A 16,646-nucleotide genomic window follows, 5' to 3' on the forward strand; every position below is an offset into this window, starting at 1 on the left:
GAAGATATTACTTATTTCTCGAATGCCTTTTCGAATTTCCTTTTTTCTTAGGAGGTCTAGTCCCTTCAGGTTGTCTGGAGGTTCTGTCTATCGGCTTTCGTTTACCATGCGTTTTTTTCTTGGAATTGGTTGGGTTGCTGATTGTCGTTCCGCCAACCAGTTTTTCTTCCAAGTCTTTTCTCTTCAAGTGGCGCAATGTAGACCTGATCTCTTTCTGTCTTTCTGGCTTGTACCAGAAGAAGAACTGATGTTGAGCTTGCTTCTCATTAGCAGACTTGGCTGTAAAGACAGGTTTTAGTGTATATGGGTGGACTCCAGCATAATAGATAACCGTAGCTACTGTCATAGGAGTAGGAGTAAAGTCCTGCACCTGCTCAAGCTTAAAGCCCATGTCCTTGGTCTCTGCAGCTAGGTTAGCCATATCCACTTCTTCACAACCAGGGTGACTGGAAATAAAGTATGGAATCAGCTGCTGATTCATTCCATTTTTCTGATTGATCTTGTCAAACTTCTTCTTGAATGAGTGGAAGTGTTTGAAAGATGGCTTACGCATAATACGTAAGGTCGCATCAGAAGTATGTTCTGGAGCAACTTTCAATCTACCTGAAACGTGGCGAGTGATAATCTGTTCCATGTACTCGTCAATGCTTTCATCAGCCAGCTTGTTATATTCCTTCACCAGCATGTCATATCGGATACCACTACCAACAAACGCCTTCTTGATCTTAGGGTGTTCGTCCACTTTACGAAGCAGATCAATCATTGGTTTGTGGCTTGTGTCAAGGTTATGGCAGATTACTGGGTGAATACAAGAAGGACTGACACAACGGTCACAGATTTCCTGTACTTTTCCTTTCATCTTGTACATATTGGCAGACGGACCACCAAGGTCACTGATATACCCTTTGAAGTCAGGCATATCTACTACCTGCTCAACTTCCTTCATAATGGACTCTTCCGTACGGCTGGCAATAAACTTACCTTGGTGAGCCGAAATTGTACAGAAAGAGCAACCTCCAAAACACCCACGGTGCATATTGACAGAGAACTTAATCATTTCCCATGCAGGTATGACACCTCGCTTATTGTATTTAGGGTGAGGGAGTCTTGTATATGCCAAATCAAACGACTGGTCCATTTCTTCCTCCGTCATGGTTTGGTAAGGAGGGTTGATGATCAGGTGCTGATCTCGAATAGGTTGTACAAGTCGACGTGCTTGCAGTTTATTCGATTCCTGCTCTACGTGCTTAAAGTTAGCAGCATAAGCAAGTTTATCTCTTAGACACTTTTCATGTGAATTAAGTGTCAGGGTTTCCCATGCCTTGTGCTTAGGAAGTTCCTCTGAACGAGGACGCATAATGGATGTCTGAGGAATGGTATCCATTGAAGATACTGGAGCCCCTTTTTTCATCAGGTCAATAATCTGACGTAAAGGCTGCTCACCCATTCCGTAAACCAAAAGGTCTGCTCCACTGCTGAATAATACAGATGGTAGCAACTGGTCTTGCCAGTAATCATAATGTGTTACCCTTCTGAGGGAAGCTTCAATACCACCAATAACAACTGGGACATCAGGATATAACTCCTTCAGGATCTTTGTGTAAACGGTTGTGGCATAGTCAGGACGGAAGCCAGCTTCACCATTGGGTGTATAAGCATCATTGGAACGCTTTCTTTTATTGGCTGTATAATGGTTAACCATAGGGTCCATACAACCACCTGTTACTCCAAAAAACAGTTTGGGTTTACCAAACTTCTTAAAATCACGTAAGTCGTCCCTCCAGTTCGGCTGAGGGATAATACCAACTCTTAGACCTTCCGATTCAATGATTCTACCGATTACAGCAGGACCAAAGGCTGGGTGGTCAACATATGCATCGCCCGAAACCAAGATTACATCCAACTCATCCCATCCTCGGAGTTCCACTTCTTTCTTGGTGATTGGTAGCCAATCAGTAACTGGGCGTTCCCTTTTTATCATGTCTTCTTATGAGAATTTGTGTTTATATGCAGCTTCTGATAATTGTCATAGCGAGTGAATCCGAAATTGCATTTTAATAATCTACAAAGGTACATAAAGTTAGCTAAGGGTTGCAATGAGCTTTAATTCCTTTTACTAAAAATTTGAAAGATATTTTTCGGGGAGACGTGAAAAAATAAAAACCTGTCACTCAGTGAGTAACAGGTTTCTCAGTAACAAACAATTTACCACTATCATTTGTAAGATTTTTTGTTGAAAAGTTCCATTTGATTTTCAACATTTGGCCTTATTTCCCTGAAATCATTATGATGTTAACACATCATTTTCAGCAGAAAATTTGCCACTATTTCTTTTAAGCTGACGAATGCCTTTGCTGTTTATTGTACTTGCAAAATAAGTGCTAGATTTTTCTTATTTTCCTAATGAATGTGAATATTTAGATTTTACCTTCTATATATCAAAGAAATTCAAAGCAAAATGGAACTTTTAATTTTATTTCAACTGTTGTTATCGGTTTTGAACTTACTTCATTATTAAATGTTATATTAATGTATATGGTTGATAATCAATCTACACGGTAGGTTGACTTCTTTACTTCATCAAGGGAAGCTTGGTAACTTGAAATTGTTACTGAGAGGTGAAAAGTGTACTTGTTAATTAAGGAGCAGACTTCAAAGGTCTGCTCTTTTTTTGTCTATTATCAGTCGAGTTTTAACTTCTACTATTGAAAATAGAAACCAAACACATGTTATTCTTAAAGGTTTATCCTTTATAGGGAGGGTTGTTATGAAAGTGAGAAGCCTAAACTTGGATGATAATAATATGGAGTATTGAGATATAGTTAGAATAAATGATTATATTTTCGCCATAAACGAGGGGATTTTTCTATGACTAATGTTCTTTATATAAAGAATGACTTGTTTATGTAACTAACCATAACCGTTTACACACAACACATTACACGTATTAAATTTTCAGTAAAATGAGACAGGAATACGAAAAGTATACAGCAGAAGATATGGAGGTTTGGAACCTCTTGTTTGAAAGGCAACAGCAACAATTGCCGAAGCAGGCAGATGAAGCGTTCTTGGAAGGTGTTCGAATAATTGGATTCAAAAAGGACCATATTCCAAATTTTGAGGAAATGAATGTAGTGCTCGAAAAAGAAACAGGGTGGGGACTTGAGGTTGTAAAAGGCCTGATCCCTAACAAAGAGTTTTTTGAGCTACTGAAAGCCAAAAGGTTTCCTGCATCTACATGGTTCCGTAAGTTGAGTGAACTTGAGTATTTGGAAGAACCGGATATGTTCCATGATGTATATGGACATGTACCGTTGCTGACAAACAAGAACTTTGCAGGGTTTCTTCAGGGGCTAAGTGAGATAGCCCTGAAGCATATTGAGGATGAGTGGATCATTGAACTGATTTCAAGATTGTATTGGTACACTGTAGAGTTCGGCTTGATTAACAAGCCTGAAGGTTTGAGAATCTATGGTGCGGGAATCTTGTCATCAAGTGGAGAATCTACTTATTCATTGGAGAGCGATATTCCTATCCGAACACACTTTGATGTGCAGGAAATCATGTCTACTCCATATATTAAGGATAGATTTCAAGAAAAATATTGGGTTATTGATTCTTATAAAGAACTCTTTGACAGTTTGGAACAAGTTGAGGATGTTGTCAATCGGGTATTGACAAAAGATTTAATAATTGAATCATAATCACTATAATAGAAGCCCCATATTATTTAAATATGGGGCTTTTTATATGTCCTTTCTAATCAGTTAGAAAAGGTTTGAATTTTAGTTATCTAAATAAAGCCTTGCAGTCTTTAACAATTCTCCTTCGAAAGTAAACAGGTCTTCTAACCTTTCAATCGGATGTCTTGTTTCTACTTTATTTTCGTCAAACAATCCAATATATTTTTGACTTCGGTTGAAGTGCAATCTGCAAACAGGCTTTCTGTTATTATCATCCATCAGAACACCAAAATATGACTTGGTATCTCTATGTTGTACCCTGTCCAATGGAACTTCCTTGCGGAGCATTGCTTGGATAATCCTAAAACCATCCATTTCTTCAACTGTTGTGAATATGCCTTTATCTTCTTCTTCAGTGTTTTCTTCTGATGAGGTTTCCATTGAATTGTTGGCAGTATCGATAGATAAGTTAGTGTCTTCATCCATTGCAGACTTCAAACGTTCATTGATCATCTCTGAAATCAAGATTCTAGCTGACTTTTTTACAAGCCCTGTAAATTGTTCCTTTACTTTTTCAGTGAGGCGACCAGTGTAAACCTTAGTAGCAAAATGCTTTACAAAATCATCTGAAGGCTCTCGGAGTTCTCCCGCCAGTAATTCAATAATTTGCTTAGAGTACTTTAGGTCACTGGCAGAGTCAACAATTCTGTCTATATCGAAAGCTTCTTGAGTGAATTTCTTTAATTCATTTACCAGATTCTCATTGAAATTTTCAAAGTCAAACTCCAAAAATGGTTGATCATCCATTTTATTGGCTTGTTCCAAGTCAGAGTAGAAGCGATAAACAAAACCATTGGTAAGGATACCAAATTTGGCTGTTGTAACATGAAAATACCTGTGTAGTTGGGTTGAGTGGACGTCAAGCTTTTCTTTCCAGTGTTTGCATTCGATGATAATGGCTGGAGCTCCGTCTTTCAGGATACAGTAGTCTACTTTTTCGCCTTTCTTGGTACCAATGTCAGCTATAAATTCAGGAACTACTTCCATTGGGTTAAATACGTCATAGCCTAAAGCCGATAAGAAAGGCATAACGAAGGCATTTTTGGTTGCTTCTTCTGTAGCAACTTGGTCTTTCATCTTTGTGATGCGGTCAGCAATTGACCTTAGCTTGTCAACAAAGTCCATTGGGTTAAGGGTTATATTTAAAATAGATTAGTGGTATTCTCGTGTTAGTTGGGTAATTGATTTGTATCTCTGTTTAGCTTCGTCAGAAATTGAAGCTACTCTGCAATTCGTGTTATATTTCAATACCTGTCCACTAGATGTGATACCTGACTTTTCAATTCTTCTATATCGGTATCTATTTCTTTAATGATATCGGAGAGAGGGGAGAAGTTTTTAGCATATTCTATTGCTCCAATCCTGATTAATAGGTTTTCAATCTTTTCAAGACGTTTTTCGATTTGCTCCAGTCTTTCATTTGGGGTTTCTAGTGGTGTCATTGTTTTGAGCTAATTAGGTGAAAACGATAGTGATTGTATAAATCTTGGTTGTCATTGCCACTTGAAAGTGACGTTTTGTTAAAGAACCTTGAATGACAAACTCATTATATTCTTAACCTCATCATGAAGGTCTACTTGAATAGATATATTTCTAACATAATTAAATATGAATCCATTAACAATAGAGCGTGGCTGAAAAAAAGTCGTGGTAGTAGGTCAAAAGCTGATAGGGTAACGATTGATCTGAAGTGAAAATAAAATGTAGTGGATTGTGGTTAGGAGGGATTGAAACGCCTGTTTTCTTATGTGTTAGCCTATTATTATTCGACCTTTCATAAGGTTGGCATATGATTTGAAAAGTGTTTCCTTAACTGTGTAATTGCAAGCTGTTAATGTGAGCCTCCAAAGCGTCATACGTCTTGGAGGCTTTTATTTTTAGATTTTTTCCTTAGAATCCGCAATCATGCTTTTGATATGTCCTAGGGAGTCAAACATACTACTGTAAACTCCTACAACCTTATGCTCTTTATCTAGCAGGTAGGTCACTCTTTTGGGTATACCAATTAGTGGCACCAGTGCATCATAAGCTTTGCAAACCTTTCCATCTACATCCGCTAAAAGATCAAATGGAAGATTATGTGTTTCCTTGAATTTTTCATGTGAGGCTACATCATCCTTACTGATGCCAAAAATATCTATATCCAAACCTCTAAAATGTTCATAGGAGTCTCTAAAGCTACAAGCTTCCTTGGTACAGCCAGGAGTGAAGTCCTTTGGGTAGAAATAGATTACAACGGGTTTGTCTGCCAGTTCCTTACCCAAGGATATTGATTTGCCACCAGTGGAAGGTAAAGTGAAGTCAGGTGCTTGTGAATTAATTTTTAGCGCCATTTTTATTAGAAAATTAAAAAGGGTTATGAATAATGTTTAGCTTATTCATAACCCTTAAAATTGATTATTGTTCTTTCATGATATCATGTCCCATCTTATCCCGCTTTGTTTTCAAGTACTTCTCATTGAACTTGTTAGGAGGGAATTCGATTTGAACTGACTCAGTGATTTCTAGTCCGTAACCGATCAGACCAACTCTTTTCTTAGGGTTGTTCGAGACCAACTTCATTTTCTTAACGCCAACAGCACGAAGGATCTGTGCACCAACACCATAATCCCTTTCGTCCATATTGAACCCTAAAGCAAGGTTAGCTTCAACAGTATCCATGCCTTGTTCCTGAAGTTTGTAAGCCTTCAGTTTGTTAACCAAACCAATGCCACGGCCTTCCTGATTCATGTAAAGCACAACACCTTTTCCTGCTTTTTCTACCATTTGCATGGCGCCACGAAGCTGTTCGCCACAGTCGCAACGGCATGAGCCAAAGATATCGCCTGTCATACATGAAGAGTGTACTCTTACCAGTACAGGCTCATCAGCATCCCACTCACCTTTAACCAATGCAAGGTGAAGTTCGCCTGTATTGACTTGCTTGAAGCATTTCATCTTGAAGTGACCATCCTGAGTTGGCATGTCTACTTCTTCAACCTCTTCAATCAGTGATTCTTTCTGAACACGGTATTCGATCAGGTCTTTGATAGAAACCAGTTTAAGGTCAAATTTCTTGGCAACCTCCACAAGGTCTGGGAGACGAGCCATAGTACCGTCTTCGTTCATGATTTCAACCAAAGCACCTGCAGGTCTGAAACCGGCAAGTCTTGCAAGGTCAATGGCAGCCTCGGTGTGACCAGCTCTACGCAATACACCACCTCTTTTGGCTTTCAGAGGGAAGATGTGTCCAGGTTTACCTAATTCTTCAGGTTTTGTTTCAGGGTCTACCAAAGCCCTGATTGTTTTGGATCTGTCGCTGGCAGAAATACCAGTTGTACATCCATGTCCTACTAGGTCAACAGATACAGTAAATGGAGTCTCAAAAGTGGCAGTGTTTTTACCAACCATCAGTTCCAGTCCCAGTTCATCACATCTGTCTTCAATCACGGCACAGCAAATCAGGCCTCGACCTTCCTTGGCCATGAAGTTGATGATTTCAGGTGTTATGCACTCAGCAGCACAAATAAAATCACCTTCGTTTTCTCTGTCTTCGTCATCAACTACAATGATGATCTCACCATTTGCGATGGCCTCAATCGCTTCTTCGATTGTATTCAGTTTGATTTCTTCTGACATCGTCTGTGTGTATTGTAATATAGAAGTCTTTTGTCAATGAATAACTGCTTTTGTATAGCAATAGTTTTAGACTTCTTTTAAGAGATTGCTTTTTACCAATAGAAACACCTATACAAGTGCATATAGCTTTTTAAGAAGTAAAACTTCAAATAGTGCAATTGGTTCATTTGCGCAAAGCTAATACTAATTTTTTTCAATTGGAAACCCTTCCTGCTTGTGAATGAATAGGCTTTCTTCCTCGGAGAAATGGAATTTTTTGACACTATCTAAATGTTACTCAAATATAGGTGTGTAAAAAATACACATAATAAGGGTGTTAAGGTTGGTTTGCCTATCAATTCAGCCAGCCATTATCCATATTGAAGGTAAACCTAGAGGTTATCTGACCATCAAAAAAATCCGTAAAATTTTATTTTATATTAATTCTTCCCTGTATGAACCTCGATAAAAGAAATATCCTTGAAGTGTACTACCACCCTGAAGGCAGGGTGGACAAGCAGACTTTGGCCTATGCAAAGTCACTTAGTAATAAGGTGCAGGCGACCACCTATGGTACTGACAACTTTACAACTACCATTTGGAAGTATATCCTCAAGAAACTTAACAAAACACCTAAAGAGCTGCTCAATAAGGCAGACCCATTTTATCAACAGAATATTAGAGGGAAAGAATTTGACTCAGAAGGATGGTTACATGTACTAATGAAGTATCCATTCTTGATAAGAGGGCCAATTGTAGTTTGGAAAAACAAGGCTAGACTGGTTGAAACTCCTACAGATATTATGAAAATGTAATGAAGATTAAATTCCACAGGGATGTTCCTATCGTCCTTATTGTTTAATCCTTGGTCAGCTAGAGTGGCCAAGGATTTTTTAATTTTTTTCTCCTTTTTTTCTAATTTATAGCACATTAGCTTGACCAAAAACATAAACAACAACCAAAAGATGCATTACATAAAAACCCAAGTACCAGCTTCAAACCACCCTGATAACAAGGTGTTGCAAGATGGCGCTTTAGTAAGCCATAATTTTTTCAAAAGTGACGTGTTGCTACAGCATTTTCTGAATCGAGAGGTTTCGGATAAGGGCAAAGCATATATGAAAGAGAAATGGGATAGGATAGGTGTACTAGCTGCTGTCCAAATGGATAAATTATCTTTACAAGCTGATAAAAATCCTCCTGAACTGACCAAAAGGGATTGGTATGGAAATACGATTGATGAAATCAGTTTTCACCCGGCTTATTGGGAGTTGATGGGTTATGCAGTAGATGCTGAGATGTTTCGGGTTAAGTGGGAGCCTTCATTACGTGAAAAGTTTGCAGCCGAGACTCATAAAATGGGATTTGGTTCATACTTTCTTTATACCATGGGAGAAGGAGGTATTCCATGTCCACTTTGCATGACTGATGGTGTGGCAAGAATTATAGATAGGTATGCTGATGAAGCGACAAAGCAACGGTTGTTGCCTAGAATTTATACTGATAATCCTGATAATTTGGCTACTGGAGCCATGTTTTTAACAGAGAAAGCAGGAGGGTCTGATGTGGGAGCCAATTTGGTCAAAGCTACAAAAGTAGAAGGGGATCAATACATATTAAATGGAGAGAAATGGTTTTGCAGCAATGCCAATGCAGAAATTATCTTAGCATTGGCTAGAACGGATGAGCGTGTAAAAGGCACAGGAGGGCTGTCAATATTTTTGGTAGAGAGAACCTTAAAGGATGGAACCAAAAACCCGATTGAAGTAATCAGGTTAAAAGATAAACTAGGCGTACGCTCAATGGCTAGTGCAGAGTGTGTAATGACCAATACGGTAGGAACATTACTTGGTGAAGAAGGACAAGGCTTTAAAATTATGGCTGAAATGGTAAACCTTTCAAGGGTTTACAATGCCGTAGCTTCTACTTCCATGTTCCGTCGGGCACTGATTGAGGCTTATCAGTTTATGTCATATAGACAGACATTCGGGAAAAATGTAATGGAACATGCCTTGGTCAGAAAGAAACTTGAAGAAGTGACTGCCCATTATATCAGCGATTTTTACCTGACTTGGCATGCAATCAATATGCTTGATAAGGCTGATTCGGGAGATAAGAAGGCTGGAGAGTTGATTCGTTTCCTGACGCCAATGATCAAAAAACGGACAGCACAGTCATGTGTTTATTACATTCGGGAATGTATGGAAATGATGGGCGGTATGGGATATATTGAAGATGGTGTAATGCCAAAGATCATGCGTGATGCAATGGTACTGCCAATATGGGAAGGAGCGGGCAATATTATGGCATTGGATATGATGAGGGCTGCATTAAAATCGGAGGGACTTTCTGTGATGCTTCATCAAATATCAGAAGTGTTTGACAACAACCAATATCAGGAAGGGCTGAGAGCTTTGAACAAATTGGTGAGCCAATTGAAAGAGGTACAGTCCATATCATCTGAGGAACAGGAGTGTGCTTATTATGCATTATTTGAGCACCTGACTGACTTATACATTATTTCGTTGCTCTATAGCTATTCTGATGATGAAAGTTTTGAATGGGTTTCACCAACTCTAGACTTTTGGAAAAGAAAAACCTTACAAACAGATGTGATTTCTTACAGACCTAAATCTAAAGAATCACTGGAGAAAATGATCGGATGGGAAATTCAATAAGTAAAAAGATACAAAGCCCGCTTTAATGCGGTTTTTTTGTTAATGTGTATTAATAATCAAGTGCACAATGCATGCGATAAGAGATCAATATGTTACGTGTCTGTCTTTTAGGTGAAATGCTCTCTCTAATTGTTGAGATGGACAGTTAATTTTGATGGTATAAAGTGTATTTACATTACCATCAATGTGGAACGGTACAACGAGTACTACCAACGCCACTAATATCTTGACGATAAAAATTCAGCTATGAACGTAAACACTTCAACTAACCAAAGGATTTTTCAAGGGGATGAATTAGACTATATCAAAGAACTCTCAGGAGAAGATGATATGGTTTACCGACAGTTTATAAGTCTGCTGGGAGAATCTCTTCAGGAATGTAAAGAATGTTTTGCGACAGGTATCAGTAAAAGAGACTATCATATGATTGGAGTCCAAATTCACAAAATGAAGACCACATTCGATTTGCTAAATGAAACCGAAATTCAAAAAATCTTAAGAAGCGGAATGGAGTTGATCAAAAGGCAGGATACGCAATATGAGCAGCAGGTAATGAAATTACAGTCTCAGTTGAATGGGCGATGTGATTATTTGATAGAAGCTTTGAAAGTATTCTTATAAGTATTTGACAACTCGAATCACAAAAAAAGGTATCCACAAGAAGATACCTTTTTTTTGTTATCTGCTATAAAAGAAGAAGATTATTGTCCCCAAGTATCAGGGCTTTCTCTCCATTTCTTAAGAGAGTCGACAGTATCTTCTGCGATATATTTGTTCTCGTGAGCCAATTCAATCAGATGCTGGTAGTTAGACAATGTGTGAAGTGTAACACCTGCATCTTCAAAGTTTTGTGTTGCTACAGGGAAGCCATAAGTGAAAATGGCCATCATTCCCATTACTTCATAGCCAGCCTCTTTCAGGGCGTCAACCGCTTTCAGTGAGCTGCCACCTGTTGAAACCAAGTCTTCAATAACCACTACTTTTGATCCCTTAGGTGCTTCACCTTCGATCATGTTGGTCATACCGTGTCCTTTAGGTTTTGACCTTACATAAAGTAGAGGAATATTTAGGGCATCAGCTACTAAAGCACCCTGAGGGATACCAGCTGTTGCTACACCTGCAATGGCGTCTACTTCAGGATACAGTTCCTGAATTTTCATAGCCAAAGCCTGTTTGATATAAGTTCTTACTGTAGGGTGTGACAGTGAAATTCTGTTGTCACAATAGATAGGGGATTTCCAACCTGAAGCCCAAGTGAATGGCTGGTCAGGGCGAATTTTGATTGCCTTGATATCCAGCAGTAATGATGCTACTTTCTTTGCTACTACATTTTCCATGGCGGCAAAATTACATCAATTTGCCTAATAAAGGAATAAATATTCGCTCTTATATATAAGAAGTTATATAATAACTTTTAAATCTTAGAATCATCTGATTGGGTAACAATATGTTAAAGGTAGCAAGTGTCAAAAAGTAGGGTTCTATAGGTTAGAACGGGCATTGACAGAAGTTGATTAGTCTGTGGTTTACCTATCGGTTTTGCTTTTTTTAATTCTATTTTTGTGTTAAGCATTCAGCTTAGAATACACCTTTTTTTACAGTAGAAGATTTAGAAGTGCTATGAACAAGGCTGTCAATCTGCAACAGATTTTAAAACGCTTTTGGGGGTATGACCAATTCAGGCCATTACAGGAAGATATTATCAGGTCAGTGATTGACGGTCATGATACATTGGCCTTACTGCCAACAGGTGGAGGTAAATCAATATGTTTTCAGGTTCCAGCCTTAGCCATCAACGGTGTTTGTGTGGTGGTTACTCCACTGATTGCATTGATGAAAGATCAGGTAGAGCAGCTTCGCAGAAGAGGTATTCCGGCAGTTGCAATCTATACAGGCATGAGCAGGAGAGAGATTGATATCCTTTTGGATAACGTAGTCTATGGGAAAGTAAAGTTTCTGTACCTGTCACCTGAACGTCTGAAGACCCCCATTTTTCAGGAAAGGGTGCAAAAAATGAATGTTGGCCTTTTGGCAATTGATGAGGCACATTGTATTTCTCAGTGGGGTTATGACTTTCGCCCACAGTATCTGGAGATTGCAGAACTGAGAAAACAGTTACCTGAAATTCCTTGCATAGCACTTACTGCAACAGCCACAAAAAGTGTCCAGCAAGACATTGTCAAGCAATTATCTTTCAAGGAAGGGTATAATCATTTTCAGAAAAGCTTTTCACGAGCAAATTTGTCTTATTCAACATTTGAAGTCGAAGACAAAAATGAGCGCATGTTAGGTATCCTGAAAAATGTTGAAGGCTCAGCAATTGTTTATGTAAGAACCCGAAGAAAGGCAGAGGAAGTATCCTATTTTTTACGTACAAAACAGGTAAGTGCTGATTTTTACCATGCAGGAATTGAAAATGTAAAGAGGGCTGAAAAACAGGAAGCTTGGATTGCAGGTAAAATTAGGGTAATGGTAGCTACCAATGCATTTGGGATGGGAATTGACAAGCCCGATGTGAGAACAGTGATCCATTTTGATATGCCTGACACACTGGAAGCCTACTATCAGGAGGCTGGCAGAGCAGGCAGGGATGAGAAGAAGGCATATGGGGTATTGCTTTACCAGAAAAAGGACTTTAAGGATATGATTGCTAAGACGGAAGCATCGTACCCTTCTATTGATATTATAAAAAAGGTATATCAGGCTTTAGCCAATTACTATAAGCTTGCCGCAGGTAGCGGAGAGATGGCAACATACGATTTCAACTTGGAAGATTTTGTCAGAACTTATGAGCTGGATTATATGCAAGCTTTTTATGTGTTGAAAAGGTTGGAAGATCAAGAGTTTGTTCAATTCAATGATAGCCTGAAAGGTAGTTCAAGAATCTTGATTAAGGCTGATAAGCAGGATCTTTACAAATTTCAGGTGGCCAATGCTCATTTTGATGCTTTTTTGAAATTGGTATTGAGAGTGTATGGTGGTGAATTGTTTACCAACTTTGTGTCAGTGTCTGAAAATAAGATTGCGACATTGTTGAACATGCCATACAGGGATGTGGTTAGCGCTTTTCAGGAAATGGATGCACAGGATATTATCATCTATGAAAACCAAAAGGAACAACCTCAGCTAACTTTTCTGAAGCCAAGGTATACAGTACAGCAACTGCCATTCAATATCAAAAAAATGCAAGAGGAGAAGATGCAGGAAATGGCACGGATTAAGTCAGTGATCAATTATGCCCGAAATAAGGAACGCTGCCGTACATTGATGTTATTGGAGTATTTTGATGAGCAGTCAGATGCTTACTGTGGTGTTTGTGACAATTGTCTTAAAAAGAAAAAGAGAGGTCAGTTAGGTCAGATGGATTCAATAGCTGAACAAATCATGAAAGTGGTGCAGGAAGGTACAGCTTCAAATCTTAAAAATTTGGAGGAACAGGTAGGACCAGTCAACAGGCAAAAGTTTGTGGAAGTATTGAGAAAAATGATTGACTCAGGAGAGTTGGACTATCGCAAGGGTGGGGATGTGACTCATGGTTAAAAAGTGATTTTTGTCATGTTTCTATTTTCGCAACGGTTTGCAAAAGAAAGTTAACAAATTAAGTGTTGTCACCACTTTTAATACATTTCAATTCATACTACTTTTAAGAAGCAATTGTACGAATTCGGTCCAAATAGGGGAGACTTTTTAATGCTCTAAAATCCTATTTCCCGAATTTCAAAATGGTTTTGTAATATGTAATTCTGACTCGTCTACCAATATTGTATTATTCGGTAGAGAGCCTAAATATCAGCCAGATGATAATTCGTTTTAAAATCAATTACCACACACAGTGGGGTCAAAGGCTTTATGTGGCAGGTTCGATTGCCAAATTAGGTAAGTTCAACGAAGAAGATGCGCTTGCCATGCAAACCATTCCAAATGGTGACTGGGAGGTTGCAGTTGATTTGAAAGGTAGTCGTGCCAAAGAAATCCGTTACAAGTATTTCTTGAAGGATGAACATAACAACGCACTTTTCTGGGAACATGGAGAGGAAAGAGTAATCGGATTGGATAACAGCTTTGAGCAGGTTAGCCTTGAAGATACATGGAGGTCGAAGAAGGACGCTTTGAATGTATATGATTCTTCTGCTTTTACAAAAGCTATTTTCCACACTGAAGATGGTGTAGCTAAAAAAACGAAATCAGCAAACCAAAAGGCTAACTCATTATATGCATTCAGGGTGAAAGTACCTCGAATTGCGGAAGGTTATGAGGTGAGGCTAATGGGTAGTACAGCTGAATTAGGTAACTGGAAACCTGAAAAGGCAGCTGTTCTTTCGCATGTGTCTGGTACTTCTGATTGGGAGACAGAAGTGAGCTTTGGAAGTGGGGTAACCCATGTAAATTACAAGTTCGTAATTGTTGAAAAGAAGTCTGGAAAAGCTGCAGATATAGAGTCAGGCAATGACAGATACCTGTATGTTGAGCCAGAGACAAATGACAAAAAGCTTTATGCTATCTCTGGAGGATTTTTCAGGTACTCAAGCCATAATTGGAAAGGTGCAGGAGTAGCCATTCCTGTATTCTCACTTCGTTCAAAAGCAGGTTTAGGAGTAGGTGAGTTTACAGACATTAAACCGTTGGTGGATTGGTCTAAGAAGATCGGGTTGAAAATGGTACAGATTCTACCTGTAAATGATACCATGGCAACTCACACTTGGGTTGACTCTTACCCTTATGCGGCAGTTTCTGTATATGCATTGCACCCACTTTATCTAAATGTAGAACAGGCAGGAACACTGAAGTCCAAAAAAGAAATGACTGCTCTGGCAAAGAAAAAGGCAGAGTTGAACGAGTTGGATGAGATTGATTACGAAGCTGTGATGCTTGAGAAGCTCAAGTATATGAGGGCTTTGTGGGCAGAGCAAAAAGACGCTTTTTACAAGGATAAGAAGGTTCAGGCTTTTGTCAAGGAGCATGAAAACTGGCTGAAACCATATGCTGCTTTCTCATATCTGAGAGAAAAGAATGGTACGCCTGATTACAATCAGTGGAAAACACATAGCAAGTTTGTCAGAAAGAATATATACGCACTCTTTGAGCCAAAATCAGATGCCAGGGACGAAGTGTATTTCTATGTCTTTATGCAGTACCACTTACACCTGCAATTGTTGGAAGCAGCAGAATATGCAAGAGCCAACAAGGTGGTGTTGAAAGGAGATATTCCAATTGGTATTTACCGATACAGTGCTGATGCTTGGTCGGAACCCCGCCTTTACAATATGGATGGGCAGGCAGGTGCGCCACCAGATGACTTTGCAGTAAATGGTCAGAACTGGGGCTTCCCAACTTATAACTGGGAAGAAATGCAGAAAGATGGTTACCAATGGTGGGTAAGTAGGTTACACCATTTGTCTCAGTACTTTGAAGCATTCCGTATTGACCATATTTTAGGATTTTTCCGCATATGGGAAATTCCATTGCATTCAGTACAAGGACTTTTGGGGCAATTCCGTCCTGCATTGCCAATTCACATTCAGGAGTTTTCGGATAGAGGAATTCATTTCAATTACGAACGTTATTGTAAGCCATATATCCGTGAACACTTCCTTGGTGAAGTATTTGGTGAAAATGCAGTATATGCTAAGGAAACATTCCTTGAAGAATATGCTCCAGGAGAATATAAGTTTAAAGAGCAATTTGATTCTCAGTTAAAAATACAGCAATACTTTAATGATCAGACTGGTAAGTCTGTAGAGGACGCTGCCAAAGATGAGAAGTTGCGTGATGCATTATATAGCTTGCACAATGAAGTGCTGTTCATGGAAGCACTCGGATATGAGGATGGTGAGCATTTTGCTCCGAGAGTGACAATGGATAAGTCCCGTACTTACAGTGAGCTGAGTGATCATGAAAGAGGTGTTTTCTGGGATCTGTACATAGATTATTTCTTCCGTAGACAAGAAGGTTTGTGGAGAGATCAGGCAATGCAGAAGCTGCCTGCTATCAAGGAAGCTACAGAAATGTTGATTTGTGGTGAAGACCTTGGTATGGTACCTGATTGTGTGCCTGGTGTAATGCAAGAATTGGATATCCTAAGTCTGGAGATCCAGCGAATGCCAAAAGACATTAATCAGGAGTTTGGGCACCCTGCTTATTATCCATACATGTCTGTTGGTTCTACTTCAACTCATGATATGGCAACTATCAGAGGTTGGTGGGAAGAGGATCCGCAAACTGCGCAAGAGTTCTATAACCATATGTTGGGACATTGGGGTGCTTCTCCATTCTTCTGTGAGCCTTGGGTGGCAAAGGATATCATTAACCAACATATGTATTCACCAAGTATGTGGGCAGTATTCCCGATTCAGGACTTGTTGGCTATTGATGGTGAGTTGAGAAGAGAAGATGCAAGAATTGAGCAGATCAACGTACCTGCTATCAAGCATCATTATTGGAGATATAGATTCCATATTCCAATGGAAGATATGATCAAGAAGGCAGCATTTAATAAAGAGCTAGGAGAGATGCTGAAAAGGTCTGGTAGAAATACACCTTTCTAGTCTTTTGAATAGTATTGTCACGAATAGTCTCAATATTGGGATAACCATTTAGGACTATTCGTGAAACGAATAAATAAGTGATA

General features: G+C 39.0%; 12 protein-coding genes. 6 read left to right on the top strand and 6 right to left on the bottom strand.

The window, feature by feature from the left end; genetic code table 11:
- Positions 1-7: 7 nt before the first annotated feature.
- A complete protein-coding gene (locus V6R21_RS15190) occupies positions 8-1,981 on the bottom strand; it encodes a YgiQ family radical SAM protein (RefSeq protein ID WP_334244479.1) in 1,974 nt (657 codons plus the stop codon).
- A gap of 982 nt (positions 1,982-2,963) precedes the next feature.
- On the opposite strand from V6R21_RS15190, the gene V6R21_RS15195 reads away from it, so the two are divergent.
- Entirely contained in the window at positions 2,964-3,704 is a 741-nt protein-coding gene (locus V6R21_RS15195) for a phenylalanine 4-monooxygenase (protein WP_334244480.1), read from the top strand.
- An 81-nt stretch (positions 3,705-3,785) separates the two neighbouring features.
- On the opposite strand, the gene V6R21_RS15200 is transcribed toward V6R21_RS15195, so the two are convergent.
- The 4 genes from V6R21_RS15200 to V6R21_RS15215 form a co-directional block, all read right to left on the bottom strand.
- Positions 3,786-4,868, bottom strand: coding sequence for a type I restriction endonuclease (locus tag V6R21_RS15200; protein WP_334244481.1), 1,083 nt, complete (start codon positions 4,866-4,868; stop codon positions 3,786-3,788).
- Positions 4,869-4,987: 119 nt separating this feature from the next.
- Positions 4,988-5,185 (bottom strand): hypothetical protein, encoded by a 198-nt coding sequence (locus V6R21_RS15205; protein ID WP_334244482.1) that lies wholly within the window; start codon positions 5,183-5,185, stop codon positions 4,988-4,990.
- Positions 5,186-5,620: 435 nt separating this feature from the next.
- The gene (locus tag V6R21_RS15210; protein ID WP_334244483.1) at positions 5,621-6,076 is read right to left on the bottom strand and encodes a peroxiredoxin; all 456 of its coding nucleotides are present in this window, start codon (positions 6,074-6,076) and stop codon (positions 5,621-5,623) included.
- 64 nt (positions 6,077-6,140) lie between these two features.
- Positions 6,141-7,361, bottom strand: a complete 1,221-nt coding sequence (locus V6R21_RS15215; RefSeq protein WP_334244484.1) for a bifunctional 3,4-dihydroxy-2-butanone-4-phosphate synthase/GTP cyclohydrolase II — start codon at positions 7,359-7,361, stop codon at positions 6,141-6,143.
- A gap of 434 nt (positions 7,362-7,795) precedes the next feature.
- Here V6R21_RS15215 and V6R21_RS15220 point away from each other — a divergent pair, with 434 nt between their 5' ends.
- From V6R21_RS15220 to V6R21_RS15230, 3 genes are all read left to right on the top strand, one after another.
- Entirely contained in the window at positions 7,796-8,155 is a 360-nt protein-coding gene (locus V6R21_RS15220) for an arsenate reductase family protein (RefSeq protein WP_334244485.1), read from the top strand.
- A gap of 150 nt (positions 8,156-8,305) precedes the next feature.
- Positions 8,306-10,018, top strand: coding sequence for an acyl-CoA dehydrogenase family protein (locus V6R21_RS15225; protein ID WP_334244486.1), 1,713 nt, complete (start codon positions 8,306-8,308; stop codon positions 10,016-10,018).
- A 246-nt stretch (positions 10,019-10,264) separates the two neighbouring features.
- On the top strand, positions 10,265-10,639 hold the full coding sequence (locus V6R21_RS15230) for a hypothetical protein (protein WP_334244487.1): 375 nt from the start codon (positions 10,265-10,267) through the stop codon (positions 10,637-10,639).
- A gap of 80 nt (positions 10,640-10,719) precedes the next feature.
- Here V6R21_RS15230 and pyrE read toward each other — a convergent pair whose 3' ends face one another.
- Positions 10,720-11,355, bottom strand: coding sequence for an orotate phosphoribosyltransferase (gene pyrE, locus V6R21_RS15235; RefSeq protein WP_334244488.1), 636 nt, complete (start codon positions 11,353-11,355; stop codon positions 10,720-10,722).
- A 283-nt stretch (positions 11,356-11,638) separates the two neighbouring features.
- Between pyrE and V6R21_RS15240 the strand changes: the two genes are divergently transcribed.
- Together V6R21_RS15240 and V6R21_RS15245 are read left to right on the top strand one after the other, a co-directional pair.
- On the top strand, positions 11,639-13,558 hold the full coding sequence (locus tag V6R21_RS15240) for a RecQ family ATP-dependent DNA helicase (RefSeq protein ID WP_334244489.1): 1,920 nt from the start codon (positions 11,639-11,641) through the stop codon (positions 13,556-13,558).
- Between the two features lie 257 nt (positions 13,559-13,815).
- Positions 13,816-16,563: a 4-alpha-glucanotransferase gene (locus V6R21_RS15245; protein ID WP_334244490.1), complete on the top strand. Its 2,748-nt coding sequence runs from the start codon at positions 13,816-13,818 to the stop codon at positions 16,561-16,563.
- Positions 16,564-16,646 lie beyond the last annotated feature (83 nt).

Source organism: Limibacter armeniacum (genome assembly GCF_036880985.1).
In the GTDB taxonomy this organism is placed as follows: domain Bacteria; phylum Bacteroidota; class Bacteroidia; order Cytophagales; family Flammeovirgaceae; genus Limibacter; species Limibacter armeniacum.

Coding starts and splice junctions, on each gene's coding strand:
- V6R21_RS15190 (WP_334244479.1), bottom strand. CDS start 1,981: ATGATAAAAAGGGAACGCCCAGTTACTGATTGGCTACCAATCACCAAG.
- V6R21_RS15195 (WP_334244480.1), top strand. CDS start 2,964: ATGAGACAGGAATACGAAAAGTATACAGCAGAAGATATGGAGGTTTGG.
- V6R21_RS15200 (WP_334244481.1), bottom strand. CDS start 4,868: ATGGACTTTGTTGACAAGCTAAGGTCAATTGCTGACCGCATCACAAAG.
- V6R21_RS15205 (WP_334244482.1), bottom strand. CDS start 5,185: ATGACACCACTAGAAACCCCAAATGAAAGACTGGAGCAAATCGAAAAA.
- V6R21_RS15210 (WP_334244483.1), bottom strand. CDS start 6,076: ATGGCGCTAAAAATTAATTCACAAGCACCTGACTTCACTTTACCTTCC.
- V6R21_RS15215 (WP_334244484.1), bottom strand. CDS start 7,361: ATGTCAGAAGAAATCAAACTGAATACAATCGAAGAAGCGATTGAGGCC.
- V6R21_RS15220 (WP_334244485.1), top strand. CDS start 7,796: ATGAACCTCGATAAAAGAAATATCCTTGAAGTGTACTACCACCCTGAA.
- V6R21_RS15225 (WP_334244486.1), top strand. CDS start 8,306: ATGCATTACATAAAAACCCAAGTACCAGCTTCAAACCACCCTGATAAC.
- V6R21_RS15230 (WP_334244487.1), top strand. CDS start 10,265: ATGAACGTAAACACTTCAACTAACCAAAGGATTTTTCAAGGGGATGAA.
- pyrE (WP_334244488.1), bottom strand. CDS start 11,355: ATGGAAAATGTAGTAGCAAAGAAAGTAGCATCATTACTGCTGGATATC.
- V6R21_RS15240 (WP_334244489.1), top strand. CDS start 11,639: ATGAACAAGGCTGTCAATCTGCAACAGATTTTAAAACGCTTTTGGGGG.
- V6R21_RS15245 (WP_334244490.1), top strand. CDS start 13,816: ATGATAATTCGTTTTAAAATCAATTACCACACACAGTGGGGTCAAAGG.